A 17456-nucleotide genomic window follows, 5' to 3' on the forward strand; every position below is an offset into this window, starting at 1 on the left:
ATATGGATATTTCGCAAGACTACGCACCGCAGAAAAGCAAGACTGCTCGCAACTCCGAATTTCGCCGGGGTGCAGTGGCTGGATTTCCAGTTCTGCTCGGCATCATTCCTTATGCGGTGGTTCTCGGTGCGCTTGCTACACAGAAAGGTTTGAGTGTCGCTGAAGTTCCAATGATGACCGGCCTCAACTTTGCGGGCGGTTCGGAATTCGCAGCGATCCAGCTTTGGACGTCTCCACCGCATATTCTGCTGATTGCTGCGATTACCTTTCTGGTCAACAGTCGCCATCTGCTGATGGGCGCAGCGCTTGCTCCTTTCATCCGCCATCTGCCTAAGCGCAAGGCTTTCGCAACGCTGTTTCTCATGTGTGATGAAAGCTGGGCCATTGGGATTGCTGACGCCAGACGCCGCAAGGCTAAAGGTATCAATCCAGCTCTCAGCCTGAAATTTTATGCTGGTGTTGCGGTCCCGTTTTACATCGCATGGGTATTTTTCACCACGCTGGGCGCTGCCTTTGGCCCGATGATGGGTGATCTGCGTCCCTATGGCTTTGATATGGCATTTCCGGCTGTCTTCCTCGTGCTGCTTGCAGGCATGTGGAAAGGTGTTGCCGCAGCCCGCCCATGGCTGGTCAGCCTTGTTGCGGCAGCAACAACCTATCTGACTATTCCCGGCGCGTGGTATGTCGCAGCTGGTGCAGTATCCGGCCTGATTGCAGCTTATGTTCTCGCAGGTGACGATAATGATTGATCCAATAGCCGTTCTTGCCATTCTTGCAATGGCCAGCGTTACCTATCTCACGCGCATCGGTGGCTATATTCTGTTGCGCAACCGTACGCTCAGCAAGCGCGCCACAGCCGTTATGGAGGCAGCACCCGGCTGCGTGCTGATTTCGGTTATTGCGCCCGATTTCGTATCCGACAAACCGGCTGATCTCGCAGCGCTCGCGGTCACCATTCTGGCGGCAACTCGCTTTTCAATGCTGCCAACGGTCATCATCGGTATCTGCTCGGCTGGCTTTTTCCGCTATCTGATGGGCTAATTTGACGACGTCAGCTCGTCCAAAATCCATTCGCGAAACGCACGGATTTTGGGCATATTCTTGCGTGCTTTAGGATAGACCAGCCAATAGGCCTGTCCATCATCACAAAGAAGGTCAAAGGGTTGGATCAATTGTCCTGATGCCAATTCAGCCGCATGAAAGGCAGGTGTCAGGATGCCAACGCCCTGCCCAGCAGCGGCTGCGCGTCCTTCAAGATGCTGCGCGCCATAACGGCTAAATGCATTGCCTTGTATTTTGGGGTCTTCAATTCCAGCGGCCTTGTACCAGATTTTCCACCAAGGATCGGTGGGATCCACAGCGCGAAGACGCAACAGGTCAGCAGGTTCTTTGATGCCTCCGACCGTTTCAATAAGCTTGGGGCTGAGCATCGGTGAGAACTGCGCTTTGATGAGTTCATGCGAGATCATACCGGGCCACTCACCTCGCCCGCTGCGTATGGCTAGATCGACATTTGACGTCGCGAAATCGATTATGTCATTTGATGTATCCAGTCGCACGGCCAGCGCCGGATGCTGCATCTGAAATGATCCCAACCGCTGCACAAGCCAGTTGGCTGCAAACGTCACCACAGCGCTGATCGTCAACACGCCTTGCGTATCTTCGCGTGCAGATGCAAAAGCAGCCCGCATAGCTTCAAAAGCATCATTGATAGCAGGGGCAAGACGCTTGCCCAACTCGGTCAATTCCACCTGACGCGGCTTGCGCAAAAACAGCGGTGCGCCAACGCGTTCTTCCAGCAATTTTATCTGATAGCTAACGGCCGCCTGCGTCATGCCAAGCTCTTCTGCCGCACGCGTAAAACTCGCATGGCGGGAAGCAGATTCAAAAACACGAATTGCTGAGAGCGGCGGCAGGGCTTTTGACATAATACATAAGTTCTCCTTATGCATTATAATTGACGTTCAATTGGAAAACAACGCGTTTTTCCGACATAAGCATAGGCAGAATTTAATCGAGAGCCGAGTTTCCCACTCGGCCTTAAACTTAGAAAAATCGAGACCGACCATGCGTGATGTTGAGATCAACTCGTCAGCGATTGCTGCCGCTTGCCCTGCAAAAAAAGCGTCTTCCGGCCTGCGTGCATGGATTGCAGGTTTGTTCAAGCGGAAGCAAAATCCTTACGTCATCAGCGAACATTCGCCAGAATATTTGCTACGTGATGTGGGTATGAAAGAGGGTCGACCATCCCGGTTTGACCGTGCCGGACACAAGCTGCCCGAATGGTGAAAGTGGTTTGTTTTTACGCCTTATCTTAAGCAAAACCGCTGCGCACTTTTGCTGGAAATGCTTTAACCGCTAACCACCGCAAAACCACGCGCTTTCAAACCGCGCCGGTCCTCGCGCAAATTATCGATCAGGCGCGACCGGCTTCCTCCAAGATGCGCTGTCATCAGAGCTATCGCTTGCGGCGCATCGCCGTCCCGCACTGCATCCAGAATTGCGTGATGCTGTTGCCATGCCCGCGCAAGCGCGTCCGTATCACGCACTTCAAGCCAACGCGCCCGCGATAGTCGCTGCATAGCATCGCGAACACCACGGCTCAAAAATTCATTGCCGGAAAGTCGTGCGAGTTCGATGTGAAAATCCATGCCCACACGATGCCATTCCTCGCGCGTGCTTGTGGCATCGCAACTGTCGAGCATTTCAGCGATTGTCTCGACACCAATGCGATCTTCAAGTGCGCAGGTGACTTTCAAAGCGGCAATTTCCAACGCCTCGCGATAGACACCAATCTGTTCAATCTCCGCGAGATTGATCGGTGACACGGTCCAGCCGCGCCCTTCCCGCCCGACAAGCCCTTCCGCCTCAAGACGCAAAAGCGCTGCCCGGATCGGCGTACGCGAAGCATTAAACTGCGCTTCAATCGCTCGTTCGGTCAGCCGCTCGCCCGGCCCCAGCTCAAGCCCAAGGATCATATCGCGAAGCTGCTCTTCGACTTGACGCATCTGTGACATAGGACCCTCAATAATTCTCGCGCGTGACTGATTGACAAGCGCTCGGGACAGGCGCATGTGTGTATTCCGTTTTGGTATCCCAAAATGGAATACAATGCAATCACGCATATAAACACGGAACACAGCATGAGCACCCAGCACGCCACAAGCGGCGGCAAGGCCACGACCGAAGCAGACGAAACCCACGAGCGCTGCTGGAAGCAGAATCTTTTCATCTGCCTGATCGGTTCGTTCACCACGCTTGTTGCCATGTCGCTGCTGCTGCCATTCCTTCCACTTTATGTGGCCCAGCTCGGCGTCGCCAGCGAGGCTGCTATCGTGCAATGGTCCGGTATCGCTTATGGCACAACCTTTCTCGCAGCCGCAATTGTCGCTCCTTTCTGGGGCAAGCTCGGCGACCTTTATGGCCGTAAGCTGATGCTGATCCGCGCCAGCCTTGGCATGGCGATTGCGATGTCGCTGATGGGCATGGTGACAGATATCTGGCAGCTGGTGGCACTCCGTCTGTTCGTCGGCATTGCTGGTGGCTACTCATCGGGTTCAATGATTCTGGTTGCAACCCAGACGCCAAAGAACAAGACGGGCTGGGCGCTCGGCGCACTTTCTGCCGGCATCATGGCAGGCAATCTGGCTGGCCCTCTACTGGGTGGCGCGCTTCCACCGCTCATTGGTATCCGCGCGACCTTCTGGCTGGCGGGCAGCGTGATCTTCCTGACCTTCCTTGCAACAACATTTCTGATCCGCGAAGATCGCAAACGACCAAAGCGAAACAAAGAACAAAAGGAGCAGTCTATTTGGGCAGCAGTTCCCGACCGCAGACCCGTCATTGCGATGCTTGCGACCGGCATGTTGCTGATGTTCGCCAATATGTCGATAGAGCCGATCATCACCGTTTATGTGATGCAATTGGTCGACGATCAGGCCAAGGTGACGATAATTTCGGGAGTAGTTATGGCTGCGGCCGCACTGGGCAGCATCCTGTCGGCCTCGCGTCTCGGAAGATTGGCAGATCGCATCGGCCATACCCGCGTTATCACTGGCGCTTTGGCGATTGCCGCAATCCTGCTAATCCCGCAGGCTTTCGTCACCGAAGCCTGGCAACTCATCGGTCTGCGCTTCCTGATGGGACTGGCACTCGGCGGCTTGCTGCCCTGCATCAGCAGCGTCATCCGGCACAATGTGCCTGACCGCGTTGCGGGCAGCGTGCTTGGGCTTTCTGTTTCTGCGCAATATGTCGGTCAGGTTGCTGGTCCGGTTGCAGGTGGCTTTGTCGGTGGACGTATGGGTATGCCATCAGTCTTTATAGGAACCAGTATACTCATTGCAGCTGGTGCTTTGTATAATTGGGTGACGCTGAAACGCGCCACCCAAAGCCAGCACTAAATCGAATACCCGCCATCAACACCGAGCGCGGTTCCAGTCACCATCGAAGACGCGTCGGAAGCAAGGAAAACTGCGGCTTCCGCCACATCTTCCGGTTTGGAGAAACGGCCAAGCGGAATGGTGGCTTTCAGACCTTCACGCGCCTTTGGGGTATCTTCTGCCAAGAACAATCCCAATGCCTCGCTGTCGCTTTCAGCGGGGCAGATACAATTGACGCGGATATTTTTGTCAGCCAGCTCCAGCGCCATGGCCTTGGTGGCACTGACAACCCAGCCCTTAGAGGCTGCAAACCATGTGAGTCCCTTGCGCGGACGGTTCGCCATGGCTGATGCCGTATTGATGATCACGCCACTGCCCTGATGCTCCATGATCGGCGCAACCAGCAGAGTTGAATAATAAATAGCCTTCATGTTGACCGCATTGATGAGATCGAAATTATGCTCATCCACGTCCGTCAAAGGCATGTTGCGATGCGTGAAACCGGCATTGTTGACCATGATGTCGATACGACCGAACTTGTCGAAAGCAGCGCGTGCCAGCCGCTCCATATCGTCCTTGCGTGACACATCAGCCTGCACGGACAAAGCATTTTCGCCAATATCAGCCAACTCGTCTTCAAGACGCTTCACATTCACATCAGCCAACACGACTTTCGCACCCTCTGCTGCAAAGCGGCGCGCTATAGCGGAGCCGAAACCTGATCCAGCGCCTGTGATAATCGCAACCTTGTCTTGCAGCCTCTTCATGTCATTCTCCTTTTGCGGATGAGAGATATAATCCGCGTCAAATCAGTAAAACTTCGTTCAGCTTAGCTGTGTTCATGCCTAAATAAGGCTCTATGTTGAGCATGTCATCTGTGCATTTGCAGTTATTTGAAATGCTATGCCATCCGCAATTGATAACATTTATGGGAATTTAACATTGGAGAGTTGAATTTAAATCGATTAGATTATAGACAGAGGATGCGCGAAAATCGCAATCTGCTATGAGCAGAGTGATTTGCGCCAGAATTGGAAGAGAGCGATATATGACCAGCCAGATAATACCGGTAGAGCCCTTCGATTGCATCGTCTTTGGTGGCTCCGGCGATCTTGCCGAACGCAAACTGATTCCTGCGCTGTATCAGCGTCAGCGTGCGGGTCAGCTCAGTGAGCCAACGCGCATTATCGGCGCATCGCGCAGTGCGATGACCGATGAAGAATATCGCAAGTTTGCGCGTGATGCGATAAACGAACACGTAAAGCCTGCCGAAATTGACGCGAAGGAAGTCGAGACTTTCATTGCTCGCCTCACCTATGTTGCAGTCGATGCCAAGTCAGAAGACGGCTGGGCAGCTTTGAAAGATGCCATCGGCAAGAAGCCTGAAAAGATTCGCGCATTCTATCTCGCCGTAAGCCCGACGCTGTTTGGTGATATCGCAAACCGCCTCAAGTCGCACGGTCTTATCACGCGCGACACGCGTATCATTGTAGAAAAGCCAATTGGCCGTGATCTTGAATCTGCCAACGCGCTGAACGACACCATCGGTAGTGTTTTCCGCGAAGACCAGATTTTCCGTATCGACCATTATCTCGGCAAGGAAACGGTTCAGAATCTGATGGCCTTGCGCTTTGCCAATGCGCTTTATGAGCCACTGTGGAACTCTGCACATATCGACCATGTGCAGATTACGGTCGCGGAATCGGTCGGCCTTGAAGGTCGTGCGGGCTATTACAACACCGCTGGCGCACTGCGCGATATGGTGCAGAACCATATTCTGCAGCTTCTCTGCCTCGTTGCCATGGAGCCGCCTTCGTCGCTCGAAGCCGACGCCGTACATGATGAAAAGGTCAAGGTGCTGCGTTCATTGAAGCCTATCACCACGGCCAATGTGGAAGACGTCACGGTTCGCGGTCAGTATCGCGCGGGTGCATCTGCAGGTGGCCCGGTTAAGGGCTACCTTGAAGATCTCGGCAGCGACGACAGCAATACGGAAACTTTCGTTGCCCTAAAGGCCGAAATCGACAACTGGCGCTGGGCTGGTGTTCCATTCTATATGCGTACAGGCAAGCGCCTTGCATCGCGCGTTTCCGAAATCGTCGTCACCTTCAAGCCGATCCCGCATTCGATCTTCGGCGAAAATGCTGGCAAGGTCGTCGCCAACCAGCTCGTCATCCGCTTGCAGCCTGACGAAGGTGTGAAGCAGTGGCTAATGATCAAGGATCCGGGTCCGGGCGGTATGCGTCTGCGTCACGTCCCACTCGACATGAGCTTCGCCGAGTCGTTTAACGAACGTAACCCGGATGCTTATGAACGTCTGATCATGGACGTCGTGCGCGGCAATCAGACGCTGTTCATGCGTCGCGACGAAGTAGAAGCAGCATGGCGCTGGGTTGATCCAATCCTCAAGGGGTGGGATGTCAACAACCAGCAGGTTCAGGGCTACACCTCGGGCACATGGGGTCCGTCGTCCTCAATCGCTCTGATCGAGCGTGACGGTCGGACCTGGCACGAAAGCTGATAAAGCACATGCCGGGAACGTTGACAGACTTTCCCGGATCAGTCTTTGTGCCACAAAATAAGAGCGAGCACGCATAACTCTATAAAGTGCTCGCTCTGGACTGAGTTGAAAGGTACGGCATGAGCATCGAACGGCATGATTTTACAAGCGGAACAGAACTGGCGCAGTCGCTTTCTGAAGCAATTGCGGACAAGCTCTCGAGCGCTATTGCTGAGCGGGGACACGCAACGATTGCTGTTTCCGGTGGGACTACGCCGCTCAAGCTGTTCGATATCCTGTCGCGCAAAATGATCGACTGGACGCTCGTGACCATCACGCTTGTCGATGAACGCTTTGTGGCGCCTACCAATGAGCGTTCCAATGAGAAGCTGGTGCGCGATCATCTTTTGCGCGACCATGCAGGCGTTGCAAAATTTGTGGGCCTTTATAATCCGGCTGCAACTGTAGAAACGGCAGCTCTCGCTGCTGCAAGCCGGATCGATGCCCTGCATCGCCCGTTCGACGTTGTTGTTCTTGGTATGGGCAATGATGGCCATACGGCTTCGTTCTTCCCAAATGCTGATCGTCTTGATCAGGCAATCGACCCCAAGACCAAAGCTGTCGTTCTGCCCATTCATGCAGAAGGCGCAGGCGAAAAGCGTCTGACACTGACTCTGCCCTTGCTGGTGGAAGCAGACATGCTGGTTCTGCATATTGAGGGCGCTGCCAAGCAGGCAACGCTTGAGAAAGCACTCTCCAGCGACGACGAAAAAGAAATGCCGGTTCGCGCCGTGTTCCGTCACGCGCGTAAGCCGATACAACTCTACTGGACGAGCTAACAGTCCCATCCAACGCAGCAGTTTGCGTTTGGGACTGTGGGTTTTATAATTAGCCACAGGCAAGCCTGACATTATCTCACAGGTGATACCCATGACGACGCAAACTGCGCATACCCGAATAAAGGCCATCACCGAACGTATCGTTGAGCGCTCGAAGCCGACCCGCGAAGCCTACATCGGACGCGTGCGAGAAGCGGCTTCCCGTAAGCCGCATCGCTCGATCCTTGGATGCGCCAATCTCGCACATGGTTTTGCAGCCTGCGGCCCCAATGACAAGTCGGCCCTCACCGCCGACGTCGTGCCAAATCTTGGCATTATCACTGCTTACAACGATATGCTTTCGGCCCATCAGCCATTTGAAACCTATCCCGAAATAATCCGCGCAGCTGCGCGCGAAGCGGGTGGCGTGGCACAGGTTGCGGGCGGTGTGCCTGCAATGTGCGATGGCGTCACTCAAGGTTTTGCGGGGATGGAACTCTCCCTGTTCTCGCGCGAAGTCATTGCCATGGCAACCGCTGTCGGCCTGTCGCATGATATGTTCGATGCAGCGGTTTATCTTGGCGTTTGTGACAAAATCGTACCGGGGCTGATCGTCGGCGCCCTCACCTTCGGACACTTGCCAGCGGTCTTCATTCCGGCAGGGCCAATGACGAGCGGTCTACCGAATGACGAGAAGGCAAAGACCCGTCAGCTTTATGCAGAAGGCAAGGTTGGTCGTGCCGAATTGCTGGAATCGGAGTCAAAATCCTATCACGGCCCCGGCACCTGCACTTTCTATGGCACGGCCAACTCCAATCAGATGCTGATGGAGATCATGGGTCTGCACATTCCGGGCTCATCCTTCATTAATCCCGGCACACCTTTGCGTGATGCCCTCACCCGTGAAGCGGCCAAACGCGCGCTGGCGATTACCGCTTGCGGCAATGAATATACACCAGTTGGCGAGATGCTCGACGAGCGGTCTTTCGTCAATGGAATCATTGGCTTAAACGCCACCGGCGGCTCGACCAACCACACGATCCATCTGATTGCAATGGCAGCCGCCGCCGGTATCAAACTGACGTGGCAAGACATTTCGGAGATATCAGACGTTGTGCCTTTGCTGGCGCGCGTTTATCCAAACGGTCTTGCCGATGTGAACCATTTCCATGCTGCGGGCGGCATGGGCTTTTTGATCCGCGAATTGCTCGATGGTGGCATTTTGCACGAAGATGTTCGCACCGTTTGGGGTGAAGGCCTGCGCCCTTATGCGATTGAGCCAAAGCTCGGGCAAAATGGCTCGGTTATTCGCGAGCCGGTTCCTGAAAAGAGCGGAGACGATAAGGTTCTGGCGAAGATCGGCTCGCCCTTCCAGCCAAGCGGCGGCATCAAGGTTTTGACCGGCAATATAGGCAATGCAATCATCAAGGTTTCTGCCGTGAAGCCGGATCGTCATGTCATTGAAGCTCCCGCCAAAGTCTTTAACGATCAGGCCGAATTGCAGGCAGCCTTCAAGGCTGGCGATTTGAACGGCGATTTTATCGCAGTGGTTCGTTATCAGGGGCCGAAAGCCAATGGCATGCCTGAACTGCATAAGCTCATGACAGTGCTTGGTATTTTGCAGGATCGTGGACAGCGTGTGGCACTTGTCACCGATGGTCGGCTTTCCGGCGCATCTGGCAAAGTTCCGTCTGCCATCCATGTGACGCCGGAAGCACTCGACGGTGGCGCAATTGGGAAAATTCACACTGGCGATATTGTACGTCTTGATGCCGTGAACGGAACTCTCGACGTGCTGATCAGCGATGCGCTTCTTGATGAACGCATCGAGCAGCGCCCCGATCTTTCAGCCAATGAACACGGCATGGGCCGCGAGCTTTTCCGCGCTTTCCGCAACATCGCGGGACGCGCTGATGAAGGTGCTTCAGTCTTCTGAAATACGATGTGTTAAAAATAAGGCAAAGCGGTTTTGTACCGTTTTGCCTCTCAAACTATCAAAAAATGCACAAAAAGGCGCGAAAAACGCCTTTAAATTGTGTCAAAATACCGGCTTTTCGAAGTCAGCACTGCGACAAGCAGCCGTTAAAGTGTTCGCCATCAGCATTGCAATGGTCATCGGGCCCACACCACCCGGAACCGGCGTAATGGCTCCAGCCATTTTTTCCGCGTCCGCAAAGTCGACATCGCCAACCAGACGCGTCTTGCCTTCGCCCTTTTCAGGCGCAGGAATGCGATTGATACCGACGTCGATCACTGTCGCACCCGGCTTGATCCAATCAGCCTTGACCATCTGCGGACGACCAACAGCCGCAACCAGAATATCAGCTGTGCGGGCAATTGCTGGCAAGTCTTTCGTACGACTATGCGCGACAGTGACTGTTGCATTGGCCGCGAGCAGAAGATTGAACATCGGCTTACCAACGATATTGGAACGACCAATCACAACAGCATTAAGGCCGGACAGATCACGGCCATGAACACGCTCAATCATAATCATCGCACCAGCTGGCGTACAGGGAACGAAAGCCGTATCGACTTCACCAGTGCCAAGCTTACCAACATTAATGAAATGAAAGCCGTCGACGTCTTTTTCCGGCGAGATCGTCTGGATCACACGACCTGAATCGATGTGCTTTGGTAGTGGCAGCTGCACCAGAATACCGTGAATAGCCGGATCGTTGTTGAGGCAATCGATCAAAACGAGAAGTTCCTGCTCGGATGCATCTTCTGCCAAATCGTGCTGAACAGAAACGAAACCGCATTCTTTGGCTTTCTTTCCTTTAGAGGCAACATAGACCTGACTGGCTGGGTCTTCACCGACAATAACCACCGCGATGCCGGGGACAACGCCGGTCGCAGCCACGAGCTTTTCTGTCTCACGCTTCACCGTGGAAACCACGTCCTCGGCGAGCTTCTTGCCATCGATCAATTGGGCCATATTGAATGCTCCGATCTAAACAGACGATGCCTTGGGATACACCGTCTTTGTTCTAAAAACATGCCAATAAGCGTCATCACTGAAGATGACAATCTCTAAGCGGCAAGTTTCAGGATAAAGTCGCAAAATGTCGGAGTGTGAAGCCTATTTCATAGAGCAGCGCGACTGAAACGAACACCGCGTGATAACGCCGGTTTTCCGTGAATATTGCCACAAGGCTGGCCGCAATCAACAATGCGATACGAACGGGATATTCGAAGCCGTAGAGATAATAATGGTCCATACCCTTAAGCAAAGTATCAACAACATCAGCTATATAGAGTAGAGCCAAGATACCGAAGAACCATTTTCGCCGCGAGATGAAATAGTCACGATAGCCGGTATATTCTCCCATGCTGTCAGGAAACAGCAAAGTGCAGAGAAGGAAATAAAGCCCTGCATAGAAAAGTACGAAGAAGTAGATTTCAAAGGTCCAAAGATGGATCGTGCGGAGGTTAAATTCAAACCACCAGAAATGGATAACCGACAATAGAATAAAAGCCACCCATGCAATATGCACCGGATAGATATTCTGTTTTCCGGGATGCTGAATAAAGCGCGCGAGCCCAGTCAAAAGGCGTGAAACGCTAAGGCCAAGTATGATCCCGATGATGATGCGGACATGCGTGAAAGCTTCCGCGGGCGGCACGCCGGTTGTTAGCGACGGGTCCATTGTTTCCCTCCTGATACTTTATTAAAAGCATCTTGGCGCATAAATGTAAGTAATCAATAAACTACGCAAATTATAAAATCTGGTTGATTGCGATCCAATAGATTTTGCTAATCAAACTTGCGAAACAGAGCCTATGGCGGCTATACCGAAATGGCATTAGAGCGTGTTTCGAGCTGATTGATTCAGATCAGCGCTCTAAATAATTGTTTCAAAGCGTATCTTCTCCGAAAGGCGTTTTAAAGTTTTCGGTACACGCACTAATCCAATAAAGGCGGAACATTCTCATGCAAGATACAGTCATTCTCGTCGGTTGCGGCAATATGGGCTTCGCCATGCTCAAGGGTTGGCTCGACAGCGGCATATTACAAGCCGAGAATGTGCATGTGGTTGAGCCATCTGAAGCGCTGCAAACACGGGCAGCGCTTGCTGGCGTCAATGCCTGTTCAAGTGCGGATTCACTGCCCGATGACCTTAACCCACGCATGGTGTTGATTGCCGTCAAACCACAGGTTATGGGCGATGTGTTGCCTGTCTATAAGCGCTTTGCACCGAATGCGACCTTTGTCAGCGTCGCTGCAGGTATTCCAGTTTCGTTTTTTGAGCAGAATTTGGGTAGCGATGCAAAGATTATGCGCTGCATGCCAAACACGCCTGCTGCCATTGGCAAGGGAATGCTTGTTACCTACAAAAATGCCAATGTGAGTGACGACGATGCCGCTTTCGTAAAAAGCTTGCTCAAGACATCCGGCAAAGTCGCAAGCATTACTGACGAAGCGCAGATGGATGCTGTGACGGCGATTTCCGGTTCTGGTCCTGCTTATGTGTTCCACTTTATCGAAGCGCTCACCGATGCTGGCGTAACCGCTGGACTGCCGCGTGAAACGGCAGCGCTCCTTGCTATGCAGACTGTCATGGGCGCAGGAGCGCTGGCAGCGGCCAGCAGTGACAGCCCAACCAAGCTGCGGGAACAGGTTACAAGCCCGAACGGCACAACTGCAGCAGCACTCGAAGTTCTGATGGGCGAAGATCGTCTCAAGAATTTGGTGGCCGAAGCTGTCGATGCGGCACGCAAGCGTTCGGTTGAGCTGGGTAAAGCCTAAGTCAATATTTTCGGCACCGCTTCAATCAGCGCCTTTGTAACAGGTGCTTGCGGTGCCGCAATCAACTCTCCCGCGGGGCGACATTCAACAATTCGCCCGCGCTCCATCACAGCAATCCGATCGGCCATTTGTGCAGCAACCGCCAGATCATGCGTGATGAAGAGATAGGCCGTGCCTTCGGCCTTCTGTATTTCCTGCAACAGTTTTAGAATTGAGCCACGCACCGTCACATCGAGCGCCGACACCGCTTCATCCAGAACGATGAGCGATGGGCTTGTTGCAAAGGCCCGTGCAATTGCCACCCGCTGACGCTGGCCACCGGAAATCTCATGCACCCCGCGTTTGCAAAACGCGGGATCAAGGCCAACCTTTTGCAGAAGCTCAGAAATATCGCGCTTTATACCATGAATGCGCAGGGGTTCGCTGAGCAGATCATGCACCGTTGCGCGTGGATTGAATGCCGAAAGCGGGTCTTGAAACACCATCTGCATCCGAGCGCGGCGCTTTCTCAACGCGCTGCCTTTGAGCGCAAGCCAGTTCTCATTCTCGAACTGAATCGAACCCGATTGAAGTACATGCAGCCTTAGAAGTGCGCGTGCCAGTGTAGATTTACCGCTGCCGGAAGGCCCGACCAGCGCCAGCGTTTCACCTGCTGCAATCTCAAGATTTACATGATCCAGCGCAAGCTTCTCGCCATAACGCACGGTCAGATCAGTTGCCTGCAACAAAACTCTATCCATGTTGAGGTTCCAGCACGGGAACGGCTGCAATCAGCGCTTTTGTATAGTCACTTTTTGGGTTTGCGATGATCGCACGCGCCGGACCGCTCTCCACCAGTTCGCCATGACGGAACACGGCAATACGATCCGCCAGATTGGAAGCCAGCGCAATATCATGTGTGATGAAGATTAGCGTCATGCCATCAGCCTGAACCAAGGCGCGCAGGAGTGCCACGATTTCGCGTTGCACAATGGTATCTAGCGCACTGGTTGGCTCGTCAGCAATCAACAGAACGGGGTTTGCTGCGATGGCAAGTGCAATGGCGATACGCTGTTTCTGCCCACCGGAAAACTGATGCGGATAGCGCGAAAAACTCTGTTCCGGCTCGGCTATCTGAACACGCGCTAAGAGCTTGAGCGCCTTATCTTTTGCCGCATGACGATCAATGTTTTCGTGGGCACGGATTGTCTCGACGAGTTGCGCACCAACACGCATCAAGGGGTCAAAACTTGAAGCCGGATCCTGAAACACAAAGCCCACATCGTAGCCCAGCTTTGGTTTTCCATTCGGCCACTCAATCGCGCCTGAAACGCGGGCATTGGCTGGCAGCAGGCCAGCAAGAGCCAACGCCAATGTACTTTTTCCGGAACCGCTTTCACCGATAATGGCAAGCGTTTCACCGGCCTCTATATCGAGGTCAAGATTTTTGAGCGCTGTATCGCTGCCATAGCGCACGCTAAGATTTTCAATATGGGCGACCACGCTCATGCCTGCACCTCGCGCCGCGATGCAGCCTGTGTGATGCCTTCGCCTGCGAGATAGACGCCGACGACAGTCAAAGCCAGCGCAAGCCCGGGCAGAATTGACAACCACGGTGCAGAGCGTAAAACCGTGCGCCCTTCAGCAATCATGCCGCCCCATGTCACGCGATTGGGATCACCTAGTCCCAGAAATGACAGTGCTGCTTCAATCAGAATTGCGGAGGCAACAATTACCGGCACAAGAGCCAAAACCGGCGGCAAGGCATTGGGCAGGATTTGCCGGAACGCAATTTCAAGCGGGTGCATACCGATAACGTGGGCTGACGCCACGTAATCGCGCTCACGGATTGACAGCATTTGCCCGCGCGTCAGACGTGCAGCCTGCGTCCAGCTTGAAAGCGCAATTGCAGCCACCAGCACCGACAACGAAGGCCCCGCGATACTAACCAGCGCCAGCGCCAGCAAAAAGCCCGGCACAGTCTGAAAAGCTTCTGTGATGCGCATCAGCAGTTCATCGACCAGACCACCGGCGAAACCTGACAGTGTACCGACAATGCTGCCAATCAAAATAGATGCAGCGGCTGCCGCCAGCCCCACGACCAGCGATGTGCGGCTTGCATGGAAAAGTTCGGCCAGCACATCACGACCGAGCCGGTCTGTTCCGAGCGGAAAGGATGCATTGTCGAACGGCGCAAGCATCGGCGTTGCAACAATACGCAGCTGATCGCCGGGAAACAGTAGCGTTGCGAGAAGAGCTGATGCCATCAGCGCGAGCAGAATAATCGCACCTGCAATGCCCTCGCCCGATCCGAAGTAACGTCTCATCCCACTCATCGCAGGGCCTTTCCCGCAGTTATGCGCGGATCAAGCCAGAGATAAAGAAGATCGACGACGAAATTGACCACGATCACCATAATGGCGCTGGTTAAAATAACACCCAGCAGCAAAGGCGTATCGCGGCTTGCAACCGCCTCCTGTGCGAGCCTTCCAAGGCCGGGAACTGCAAAGACGCTTTCAATCACCACACTGCCGCCCAGCATAGAGGCGGCTTGCAACCCAAGCATGGTGACAAGTGGTGAGAGCGCGTTACGCGCCACATGGCGAAGTACGATACGCGGACCTGATATGCCTCTCGCTTTTAATGCACGGACAAAATCCATCCGCCAGATATCAGCCATGGAAGCACGCATCACACGCAGATAAAGGGCCAGATAAATCAGCCCTAGCGATACAACTGGCAGCACGAGGTGGCGAGCTATATCCAGTCCGCGCGCAAGCCCCTCTTTGCCCGAAGCAATGGTCTCAATACCGCTTGAAGGCAACCAGCGCAGCCGGATTGAGAACAGGATGACAAGCACAAGCGCCAACCAGAAACCGGGAATGGCATAGAGAATAAGTGAGGCAACCGACAGGAAACGATCGCGAAAGCTTCCCGGTCTTGCGCCTGCAACAATCCCCAGCGCCGACCCAACCGCGAATGACAGTGCCGTCGCAGCACCCATCAGCAAAAGCGTATTGGGAAGGCGCTCAAGAATAACATCGAGAATGGGGCGGTTGAAACTGACCGACCAACCAAGATTGCCCTGCAAAAGTGCGGCAAGATAGGCAGTCAACCTGTGCCAAACGGATTGGTCCAGCCCCCAGCGAGCACGCATCTCAGCAATGGCACTCGCATCACCGCCAAAGCTTACCGCATAGGCATCGACCGCATCACCGGGGGCCAATTCCAACATCAAAAAACAGCCAACAATAACAATTAGCAGCACAATCATGCTGCTGATCAGTCGTTTCCTGAAAAGGGTCAGAATCTGCGCCACGTCGTGAACGTACAATCAAAGCAACGCTTCGTCACAATATTTCGTCACTGTGCAACAAACACGTCTGCCCAGTTGGAAACTGCCCAACGTGGATTGTTGGAAACATTTTTTACGCGCTCATTGGCAACCGTGATAAAGCCCCATTCCGCTACATTGATGAGCGGCAGATCAGCTTCGACCAGTTGCTGGAATTGATGATAAAGCGCGATACGCTTTTCCTCGTCAATTTCATGTGCAGCCTTGTCAATGAGCGCGTCCAGTTCCTCATTGGCATAACCGCCCTGATTGGAGAACGGAACGCCTGCTGCAATCCCGCTTTCCACCAGAATGGTCGTCGAAATAGCCGGGTCGCCACGATAGACGGCCGGTGCGATAGCGAGATCAAAATCATGATCCGTGTAGACTGCCTTTTGATGTGCCGCTGAATCATTATTGACGATACGCGCATCAATGCCGATTTCCGCCAGCGCCTGCCGCAGATAATCACCAAACTGCCTGGTTTCGTTGAAATATGGGGCTGGCAGCAGCTTTAGTGCAAAGCGCGTGCCGTCCTTGCCGCGCTTATAACCCGCCTCATCCAAGAGCGCATTGGCCTTCGCCACATCGAAAGGATAAGCGGCGACATCGCCCGTATAAAACTGGCTATCATATTGGGGAACCGGCCCAGTCGAAGGCTTGGCAAAGCCCAGGAAAATGGTCTTTACGACGAAATCGCGATCAATCGCATGAGCGATTGCCTGACGAACTTTGAGGTCAGACAATTCCTTGCGGCGATGATTGATTTCAACGACCAGCTGATAGGTCAGCGCCTCATAGCCCTTGGAAATGACATTGATCCCCGGCACTTTCGAAATGCGGTCGAGATCTGCCAGAGGCACGGCGGAAAACGCAGCAAGGTCAATTTCCTCAGCCTCAAGCGCACCCGCAGCCGCAGCCCGATCCGGCAGCACCCGATAGATGACTTCATCGAGATAAGGCTCGCCCTCGCCCCAATAATCATCATTTTTCACAAGGCGATAATATTCCCCGGTTTTGTGCTCGGCATATTTGAATGGGCCAGTGCCAATCAGCTTCTCATTGGCAGGGTTGGCGGCAATATCCGTGCCCTCAAACACATGCTTCGGCAGCACTGCGGTCAGCGCTGGCAACTCATTGCGAATAAGCTGAAACGGTGTTGGTTCGCTGAAGTGGAAAACTGCCGTATGCTCATCCGGCGTTTCGACCTTCTCGAGCGCCTTGAACACCACGCGGCCAAGATTTTGCAGCGGTTTCCAGACCTGCACCGCCGAAAACGCAACGTCTGCGGATGTAAAGGGCTTACCGTCATGCCATTTGACGCCATCACGCAGGCGGAAGGTTGCAGTCAGACCGTCATCAGAGCCTTCCCAGCTGGTTGCAAGGCGCGGCTCCAGGCCGTATTCACCGTCGAAGGAAGCTTCAGCCAAAGGCTCGATTACCTTGCTCGCCACGAAGAAAACGCCGTTGGAAGCGACAATGGCCGGATTGAGATTGCGTGGCTCGGAATCTGCGGCCACGATCAGTCGCCCACCTTTTTGCGGCACATCTTCAGCCCGCGCCCAGTGGGGCAACAGCGGCAAAGCCGCAAGCGATGTCGAACCAATCAGAAATGCCCTGCGTGAAGCAACAAACCGAGCCATATCCCTGCCTCCGAAATTCCGTTTCCTTTGTCTACAACGGCGCTAACGGAATT

18 protein-coding genes are annotated in these 17456 nt (G+C 53.8%); 8 read left to right on the forward strand and 10 right to left on the reverse strand.

Annotated elements, in window-relative coordinates; all coding sequences use genetic code 11:
* Positions 1–2 precede the first annotated feature (2 nt).
* Positions 3–749 (forward strand): AzlC family ABC transporter permease, encoded by a 747-nt coding sequence (locus RI570_RS16665; RefSeq protein WP_313829739.1) that lies wholly within the window; start codon positions 3–5, stop codon positions 747–749.
* The gene (locus RI570_RS16670) at positions 742–1041 is read left to right on the forward strand and encodes an AzlD family protein (RefSeq protein ID WP_313829740.1); all 300 of its coding nucleotides are present in this window, start codon (positions 742–744) and stop codon (positions 1039–1041) included. Before RI570_RS16665 ends, RI570_RS16670 begins: the two co-directional genes overlap by 8 nt.
* Here RI570_RS16670 and gcvA read toward each other — a convergent pair.
* Positions 1038–1928: a transcriptional regulator GcvA gene (gene gcvA, locus RI570_RS16675; RefSeq protein ID WP_313829741.1), complete on the reverse strand. Its 891-nt coding sequence runs from the start codon at positions 1926–1928 to the stop codon at positions 1038–1040. The two genes, RI570_RS16670 and gcvA, sit on opposite strands and share 4 nt — an antisense overlap.
* Before the next feature lie 139 nt (positions 1929–2067).
* Here gcvA and RI570_RS16680 point away from each other — a divergent pair, with 139 nt between their 5' ends.
* Positions 2068–2289 carry a hypothetical protein gene (locus tag RI570_RS16680; protein ID WP_313829742.1) on the forward strand — a complete coding sequence of 74 codons (222 nt, stop codon included), beginning with the start codon at positions 2068–2070 and terminating at the stop codon, positions 2287–2289.
* A gap of 62 nt (positions 2290–2351) precedes the next feature.
* Here RI570_RS16680 and RI570_RS16685 read toward each other — a convergent pair whose 3' ends face one another.
* Positions 2352–3017: a GntR family transcriptional regulator gene (locus RI570_RS16685; protein ID WP_313829743.1), complete on the reverse strand. Its 666-nt coding sequence runs from the start codon at positions 3015–3017 to the stop codon at positions 2352–2354.
* Positions 3018–3143: 126 nt separating this feature from the next.
* Here RI570_RS16685 and RI570_RS16690 point away from each other — a divergent pair, with 126 nt between their 5' ends.
* Positions 3144–4400, forward strand: coding sequence for a multidrug efflux MFS transporter (locus RI570_RS16690; RefSeq protein WP_313829744.1), 1257 nt, complete (start codon positions 3144–3146; stop codon positions 4398–4400).
* Here RI570_RS16690 and RI570_RS16695 read toward each other — a convergent pair.
* The gene (locus RI570_RS16695) at positions 4397–5146 is read right to left on the reverse strand and encodes a glucose 1-dehydrogenase (RefSeq protein WP_313829745.1); all 750 of its coding nucleotides are present in this window, start codon (positions 5144–5146) and stop codon (positions 4397–4399) included. The genes RI570_RS16690 and RI570_RS16695 overlap by 4 nt on opposite strands.
* Before the next feature lie 281 nt (positions 5147–5427).
* Between RI570_RS16695 and zwf the strand changes: the two genes are divergently transcribed.
* From zwf to edd, 3 genes are all read left to right on the forward strand, one after another.
* The gene (gene zwf / locus RI570_RS16700; RefSeq protein ID WP_313829746.1) at positions 5428–6900 is read left to right on the forward strand and encodes a glucose-6-phosphate dehydrogenase; all 1473 of its coding nucleotides are present in this window, start codon (positions 5428–5430) and stop codon (positions 6898–6900) included.
* 119 nt (positions 6901–7019) lie between these two features.
* Complete coding sequence (gene pgl, locus RI570_RS16705; protein ID WP_313829747.1) at positions 7020–7718, forward strand: 6-phosphogluconolactonase; 699 nt, start codon at positions 7020–7022, stop codon at positions 7716–7718.
* A 91-nt stretch (positions 7719–7809) separates the two neighbouring features.
* Positions 7810–9633, forward strand: a complete 1824-nt coding sequence (gene edd, locus RI570_RS16710) for a phosphogluconate dehydratase (RefSeq protein WP_313829748.1) — start codon at positions 7810–7812, stop codon at positions 9631–9633.
* Positions 9634–9735: 102 nt separating this feature from the next.
* On the opposite strand, the gene folD is transcribed toward edd, so the two are convergent.
* Positions 9736–10635, reverse strand: a complete 900-nt coding sequence (folD, locus tag RI570_RS16715; protein WP_313829749.1) for a bifunctional methylenetetrahydrofolate dehydrogenase/methenyltetrahydrofolate cyclohydrolase FolD — start codon at positions 10633–10635, stop codon at positions 9736–9738.
* A 109-nt stretch (positions 10636–10744) separates the two neighbouring features.
* Positions 10745–11347 carry a hypothetical protein gene (locus tag RI570_RS16720; protein ID WP_313829750.1) on the reverse strand — a complete coding sequence of 201 codons (603 nt, stop codon included), beginning with the start codon at positions 11345–11347 and terminating at the stop codon, positions 10745–10747.
* Between the two features lie 284 nt (positions 11348–11631).
* Here RI570_RS16720 and proC point away from each other — a divergent pair, with 284 nt between their 5' ends.
* On the forward strand, positions 11632–12447 hold the full coding sequence (proC, locus tag RI570_RS16725) for a pyrroline-5-carboxylate reductase (RefSeq protein WP_313829751.1): 816 nt from the start codon (positions 11632–11634) through the stop codon (positions 12445–12447).
* Here proC and RI570_RS16730 read toward each other — a convergent pair.
* The 5 genes from RI570_RS16730 to RI570_RS16750 are packed head-to-tail and all read right to left on the reverse strand — an operon-like array spanning position 12444 to position 17403.
* A complete protein-coding gene (locus tag RI570_RS16730; RefSeq protein WP_313829753.1) occupies positions 12444–13187 on the reverse strand; it encodes an ABC transporter ATP-binding protein in 744 nt (247 codons plus the stop codon). The genes proC and RI570_RS16730 overlap by 4 nt on opposite strands.
* A complete protein-coding gene (locus tag RI570_RS16735) occupies positions 13180–13935 on the reverse strand; it encodes an ABC transporter ATP-binding protein (protein WP_313829754.1) in 756 nt (251 codons plus the stop codon). Before RI570_RS16735 ends, RI570_RS16730 begins: the two co-directional genes overlap by 8 nt.
* On the reverse strand, positions 13932–14762 hold the full coding sequence (locus RI570_RS16740; protein WP_313829756.1) for an ABC transporter permease: 831 nt from the start codon (positions 14760–14762) through the stop codon (positions 13932–13934). Before RI570_RS16740 ends, RI570_RS16735 begins: the two co-directional genes overlap by 4 nt.
* Positions 14759–15760, reverse strand: coding sequence for an ABC transporter permease (locus RI570_RS16745; protein ID WP_313829757.1), 1002 nt, complete (start codon positions 15758–15760; stop codon positions 14759–14761). The genes RI570_RS16740 and RI570_RS16745 overlap by 4 nt, the downstream gene beginning before the upstream one ends.
* Positions 15761–15789: 29 nt before the next feature.
* A complete protein-coding gene (locus tag RI570_RS16750) occupies positions 15790–17403 on the reverse strand; it encodes an ABC transporter substrate-binding protein (protein ID WP_313829758.1) in 1614 nt (537 codons plus the stop codon).
* Between the last annotated feature and the right edge of the window lie 53 nt (positions 17404–17456).

This window comes from Brucella pseudogrignonensis (genome assembly GCF_032190615.1).
Taxonomy (GTDB): Bacteria; Pseudomonadota; Alphaproteobacteria; order Rhizobiales; family Rhizobiaceae; genus Brucella; species Brucella pseudogrignonensis_B.

Excerpts from the sequence above, each read along its gene's own strand:
- RI570_RS16665 (WP_313829739.1), top strand. The coding sequence starts at position 3 with ATGGATATTTCGCAAGACTACGCACCGCAGAAAAGCAAGACTGCTCGC.
- RI570_RS16750 (WP_313829758.1), bottom strand. The coding sequence starts at position 17,403 with ATGGCTCGGTTTGTTGCTTCACGCAGGGCATTTCTGATTGGTTCGACA.
- folD (WP_313829749.1), bottom strand. The coding sequence starts at position 10,635 with ATGGCCCAATTGATCGATGGCAAGAAGCTCGCCGAGGACGTGGTTTCC.
- pgl (WP_313829747.1), top strand. The coding sequence starts at position 7,020 with ATGAGCATCGAACGGCATGATTTTACAAGCGGAACAGAACTGGCGCAG.
- RI570_RS16735 (WP_313829754.1), bottom strand. The coding sequence starts at position 13,935 with ATGAGCGTGGTCGCCCATATTGAAAATCTTAGCGTGCGCTATGGCAGC.
- RI570_RS16670 (WP_313829740.1), top strand. The coding sequence starts at position 742 with ATGATTGATCCAATAGCCGTTCTTGCCATTCTTGCAATGGCCAGCGTT.
- edd (WP_313829748.1), top strand. The coding sequence starts at position 7,810 with ATGACGACGCAAACTGCGCATACCCGAATAAAGGCCATCACCGAACGT.
- RI570_RS16680 (WP_313829742.1), top strand. The coding sequence starts at position 2,068 with ATGCGTGATGTTGAGATCAACTCGTCAGCGATTGCTGCCGCTTGCCCT.
- zwf (WP_313829746.1), top strand. The coding sequence starts at position 5,428 with ATGACCAGCCAGATAATACCGGTAGAGCCCTTCGATTGCATCGTCTTT.
- gcvA (WP_313829741.1), bottom strand. The coding sequence starts at position 1,928 with ATGTCAAAAGCCCTGCCGCCGCTCTCAGCAATTCGTGTTTTTGAATCT.
- RI570_RS16685 (WP_313829743.1), bottom strand. The coding sequence starts at position 3,017 with ATGTCACAGATGCGTCAAGTCGAAGAGCAGCTTCGCGATATGATCCTT.
- RI570_RS16695 (WP_313829745.1), bottom strand. The coding sequence starts at position 5,146 with ATGAAGAGGCTGCAAGACAAGGTTGCGATTATCACAGGCGCTGGATCA.
- proC (WP_313829751.1), top strand. The coding sequence starts at position 11,632 with ATGCAAGATACAGTCATTCTCGTCGGTTGCGGCAATATGGGCTTCGCC.
- RI570_RS16690 (WP_313829744.1), top strand. The coding sequence starts at position 3,144 with ATGAGCACCCAGCACGCCACAAGCGGCGGCAAGGCCACGACCGAAGCA.
- RI570_RS16720 (WP_313829750.1), bottom strand. The coding sequence starts at position 11,347 with ATGGACCCGTCGCTAACAACCGGCGTGCCGCCCGCGGAAGCTTTCACG.
- RI570_RS16730 (WP_313829753.1), bottom strand. The coding sequence starts at position 13,187 with ATGGATAGAGTTTTGTTGCAGGCAACTGATCTGACCGTGCGTTATGGC.
- RI570_RS16740 (WP_313829756.1), bottom strand. The coding sequence starts at position 14,762 with ATGAGTGGGATGAGACGTTACTTCGGATCGGGCGAGGGCATTGCAGGT.